The following is a 5,482-nucleotide window of genomic DNA, read 5'->3' on the forward strand; positions in this document are numbered from 1 at the left end:
GGGCGTGTTGTTTGAGAACTCAATAGTGTGTTTGGTGGTTTTTGTTTGTTGTTGTTTTTGCCACATCCTTGGCGCCCCGTGTTGGGGGTGTGGTGTTTTTTGTCGGTTTTTCGGAACTGATGTTTTCAGGATTGTTCTGAACGTTTTTTGTTTGGAGAGTTTGATCCTGGCTCAGGACGAACGCTGGCGGCGTGCTTAACACATGCAAGTCGAACGGAAAGGCCCCTTCGGGGGTGCTCGAGTGGCGAACGGGTGAGTAACACGTGGGTGATCTGCCCTGCACTCTGGGATAAGCTTGGGAAACTGGGTCTAATACCGGATAGGACCATGGGATGCATGTTCTGTGGTGGAAAGCTTTTGCGGTGTGGGATGGGCCCGCGGCCTATCAGCTTGTTGGTGGGGTGATGGCCTACCAAGGCGACGACGGGTAGCCGGCCTGAGAGGGTGTCCGGCCACACTGGGACTGAGATACGGCCCAGACTCCTACGGGAGGCAGCAGTGGGGAATATTGCACAATGGGCGCAAGCCTGATGCAGCGACGCCGCGTGGGGGATGACGGCCTTCGGGTTGTAAACCTCTTTCAGTATCGGCGAAGCTCCGTGGTTTTCTGCGGGGTGACGGTAGGTACAGAAGAAGCACCGGCCAACTACGTGCCAGCAGCCGCGGTAATACGTAGGGTGCGAGCGTTGTCCGGAATTACTGGGCGTAAAGAGCTCGTAGGTGGTTTGTCGCGTTGTCCGTGAAAACTCACAGCTCAACTGTGGGCGTGCGGGCGATACGGGCAGACTGGAGTACTGTAGGGGAGACTGGAATTCCTGGTGTAGCGGTGGAATGCGCAGATATCAGGAGGAACACCGGTGGCGAAGGCGGGTCTCTGGGCAGTAACTGACGCTGAGGAGCGAAAGCGTGGGGAGCGAACAGGATTAGATACCCTGGTAGTCCACGCCGTAAACGGTGGGTACTAGGTGTGGGTTTCCTTCCTTTAGGGATCCGTGCCGTAGCTAACGCATTAAGTACCCCGCCTGGGGAGTACGGCCGCAAGGCTAAAACTCAAAGGAATTGACGGGGGCCCGCACAAGCGGCGGAGCATGTGGATTAATTCGATGCAACGCGAAGAACCTTACCTGGGTTTGACATGCACAGGACGCCGGTAGAGATATCGGTTCCCTTGTGGCCTGTGTGCAGGTGGTGCATGGCTGTCGTCAGCTCGTGTCGTGAGATGTTGGGTTAAGTCCCGCAACGAGCGCAACCCTTGTCTCATGTTGCCAGCACGTTATGGTGGGGACTCGTGAGAGACTGCCGGGGTCAACTCGGAGGAAGGTGGGGATGACGTCAAGTCATCATGCCCCTTATGTCCAGGGCTTCACACATGCTACAATGGCCGGTACAAAGGGCTGCGATGCCGTGAGGTTTAGCGAATCCTTTAAAGCCGGTCTCAGTTCGGATCGGGGTCTGCAACTCGACCCCGTGAAGTCGGAGTCGCTAGTAATCGCAGATCAGCAACGCTGCGGTGAATACGTTCCCGGGCCTTGTACACACCGCCCGTCACGTCATGAAAGTCGGTAACACCCGAAGCCGGTGGCCTAACCCTTGGGAGGGAGCCGTCGAAGGTGGGATCGGCGATTGGGACGAAGTCGTAACAAGGTAGCCGTACCGGAAGGTGCGGCTGGATCACCTCCTTTCTAAGGAGCACCATGATTCCCCCGTGCCTCACATGGGTGAGGGTGTTGCGGTTGGGAGATTGTTTGGCCGGCGCCTGTAGTGGGTGGCCGGTGGTGCAGAGGAATGTACGAACAACAATATCGGTGACCACTAACCAGTGCGGCCTCTTCGGGGGTGGTGCTGGCCGGCGCGTGCTGGGCACACTGTTGGGTCCTGAGGCAACAGGCCCGTTTTCGCCCCTTTTTTGTGGGGGTGGGTGTGTTGTCGCCTCACACTTGGTGGTGGGGTGTGGTGTTTGTTTTGTGGATAGTGGTTGCGAGCATCTGAAACGAGCAAGGCTCCTTTGGGGGTGTTGCTTTGTTTTGCAATTTTTGTTTCTTGGTTTTTGTGTTTGTAAGTGTTTAAGGGCGCATGGTGGATGCCTTGGCATCGAGAGCCGATGAAGGACGTGGGAGGCTGCGATATGCCTCGGGGAGCTGTCAACCGAGCGTGGATCCGAGGATGTCCGAATGGGGAAACCCGGCACGAGTGATGTCGTGTCACCCTCCGGTGAATGTATAGCCGGTGGGGAGGTAACGCGGGGAAGTGAAACATCTCAGTACCCGTAGGAGAAGAAAACAAAATGTGATTCCGTGAGTAGTGGCGAGCGAAAGCGGAGGATGGCTAAACCGTATGCATGTGATACCGGGTAGGGGTTGTGCATGCGGGGTTGTGGGAGTGTTGTGTCCGGCTCTACCTGGCTGGAGGGCAGTGAGAAAGTGTTGTGGTTAGCGGAAGTGGCCTGGGATGGTCTGCCGTAGACGGTGAGAGCCCGGTACGTGAAAATCCGACACCTGCCTTGCGATGATTTCCCAAGTAGCAGCGAGCCCGTGGAATTCGCTGTGAATCTGCCGGGACCACCCGGTAAGCCTGAATACTTCTCGATGACCGATAGCGGACGAGTACCGTGAGGGAATGGTGAAAAGTACCCCGGGAGGGGAGTGAAATAGTACCTGAAACCATGTGCCTACAATCCGTCAGAGCCCTCCTTTGTGGTGGGGTGATGGCGTGCCTTTTGAAGAATGAGCCTGCGAGTCACCGGCACGTCGCGAGGTTAACCCGGGTGGGGTAGCCGCAGCGAAAGCGAGTCTGAATAGGGCGTATCCGCACAACAGTGTGTGGTGTAGTGGCGTGTTGTGGACCCGAAGCGGAGTGATCTACCCATGGCCAGGGTGAAGCGCGGGTAAGACCGCGTGGAGGCCCGAACCCACTTAGGTTGAAGACTGAGGGGATGAGTTGTGGGTAGGGGTGAAAGGCCAATCAAACTCCGTGATAGCTGGTTCTCCCCGAAATGCATTTAGGTGCAGCGTTGCGTGTTTCTCACCGGAGGTAGAGCTACTGGATGGCCGATGGGCCCTACTAGGTTACTGACGTCAGCCAAACTCCGAATGCCGGTGAGTGTGAGCGTGGCAGTGAGACGGCGGGGGATAAGCTCCGTGCGTCGAGAGGGAAACAGCCCAGATCGCCGGCTAAGGCCCCCAAGCGTGTGCTAAGTGGAAAAGGATGTGCAGTCGCGAAGACAACCAGGAGGTTGGCTTAGAAGCAGCCACCCTTGAAAGAGTGCGTAATAGCTCACTGGTCAAGTGATTGTGCGCCGATAATGTAGCGGGGCTCAAGCACACCGCCGAAGCCGCGGCAATACGTAAGTATTGGGTAGGGGAGCGTCCTGCATCCGGTGAAGCCACAGAGTGATCTAGTGGTGGAGGGTGTGGGAGCGAGAATGCAGGCATGAGTAGCGATGAGGCAAGTGAGAACCTTGCCCGCCGAAAGACCAAGGGTTCCTGGGCCAGGCCAGTCCTCCCAGGGTGAGTCGGGACCTAAGGCGAGGCCGACAGGCGTAGTCGATGGACAACGGGTTGATATTCCCGTACCCGTGTGTGGGCGTCCCTGATGAATCAGCGGTACTAACCACCCAAAACCTCGCTGACTTCGATCCTTCGGGAAAGAGGCGGCGGGGGGCTGCGTGGGACCTTCGTTGGTAGTAGTCAAGCGATGGGGTGACGCAGGAAGGTAGCCGTACCAGTCAGTGGTAATACTGGGGTAAGCCGGTAGGACGAGATCTAGGCAAATCCGGGTCTCATACAAGTCCGAGAGGTGATGCATAGCCATATGTGGCGAATTCGGTGATCCTATGCTGTCGAGAAAAGCCTCTAGCGAGCACGCACACGGCCCGTACCCCAAACCAACACAGGTGGTCAGGTAGAGAATACCAAGGCGTACGAGTGAACTATGGTTAAGGAACTCGGCAAAATACCCCCGTAACTTCGGGAGAAGGGGGACCCTCATACCGTCAAGGCCTTCGCGGCCGGCAGCGGGAGGGGGTCGCAGAAACCAGTGAGAAGCGACTGTTTACTAAAAACACAGGTCCGTGCGAAGTCGCAAGACGATGTATACGGACTGACGCCTGCCCGGTGCTGGAAGGTTAAGAGGACCGGTTAACCCTTCGGGGTGAAGCTGAGAATTTAAGCCCCAGTAAACGGCGGTGGTAACTATAACCATCCTAAGGTAGCGAAATTCCTTGTCGGGTAAGTTCCGACCTGCACGAATGGCGTAACGACTTCTCAACTGTCTCAACCATAGACTCGGCGAAATTGCATTACGAGTAAAGATGCTCGTTACGCGCGGCAGGACGAAAAGACCCCGGGACCTTCACTATAGCTTGGTATTGATGTTCGATGCGGTTTGTGTAGGATAGGTGGGAGACTGTGAAACCCGCACGCCAGTGTGGGTGGAGTCGTTGTTGAAATACCACTCTGATCGTATTGGACCTCTAACCTCGAACCATGAAGCTGGTTCAGGGACAGTGCCTGGTGGGTAGTTTAACTGGGGCGGTTGCCTCCTAAAATGTAACGGAGGCGCCCAAAGGTTCCCTCAACCTGGACGGCAATCAGGTGTTGAGTGTAAGTGCACAAGGGAGCTTGACTGTGAGACTGACACGTCAAACAGGGACGAAAGTCGGGACTAGTGATCCGGCACCCCCGAGTGGAAGGGGTGTCGCTCAACGGATAAAAGGTACCCCGGGGATAACAGGCTGATCTTCCCCAAGAGTCCATATCGACGGGATGGTTTGGCACCTCGATGTCGGCTCGTCGCATCCTGGGGCTGGAGCAGGTCCCAAGGGTTGGGCTGTTCGCCCATTAAAGCGGCACGCGAGCTGGGTTTAGAACGTCGTGAGACAGTTCGGTCTCTATCCGCCGCGCGCGTCAGAATCTTGAGGAAACCTGTCCCTAGTACGAGAGGACCGGGACGGACGAACCTCTGGTATACCAGTTGTTCCACCAGGAGCACGGCTGGATGGCCACGTTCGGACAGGATAACCGCTGAAAGCATCTAAGCGGGAAACCCACTCCAAGACCAGGATTCTCACCCATTAAGTGGGATAAGGCCCCCCGCAGACCACGGGATCGATAGACCAGACCTGGAAGCACCGCAAGGTGTGCAGGGAACTGGCACTAACCGGCCGAAAACTTACCAACACACAACAAACAAAATGTGTTGCCCGCAACCACACCACAAAACTCTCAAAACCCACACCCCACCACCAAACACAAGTTTTGGTGACCCGGGAGGACCACCCCCACACAGGGGCCGGCCCACCACCACACAAATAAATAGAGTTACGGCGGACATAGCGACAGGGAAACGCCCGGTCCCATCCCGAACCCGGAAGCTAAGCCTGTCAGCGCCGATGATACTGCCCAATCGGGTGGAAAAGTAGGACACCGCCGAACACAACATAGCGAAACGCCCCCCGAGAAATCGGGGGGCGTTTCCAATTCCC

The 5,482-nt window shown here is 56.6% G+C and carries 3 rRNA genes; all 3 read left to right on the forward strand.

The window, feature by feature from the left end:
- Positions 1-148: 148 nt before the first annotated feature.
- Positions 149-1,682, forward strand: a 16S ribosomal RNA gene (locus tag A5771_RS12495).
- A 371-nt stretch (positions 1,683-2,053) separates the two neighbouring features.
- A 23S ribosomal RNA gene (locus A5771_RS12500) occupies positions 2,054-5,177 on the forward strand.
- 142 nt (positions 5,178-5,319) lie between these two features.
- Positions 5,320-5,432 (forward strand): 5S ribosomal RNA (gene rrf / locus A5771_RS12505).
- The 16S, 23S and 5S rRNA genes sit together here, the layout of an rRNA operon.
- The last annotated feature ends 50 nt before the right edge of the window (positions 5,433-5,482 follow it).

It is taken from the genome of Mycolicibacter sinensis (genome assembly GCF_001667375.1).
Lineage (GTDB): Bacteria > Actinomycetota > Actinomycetes > Mycobacteriales > Mycobacteriaceae > Mycobacterium > Mycobacterium sinense_A.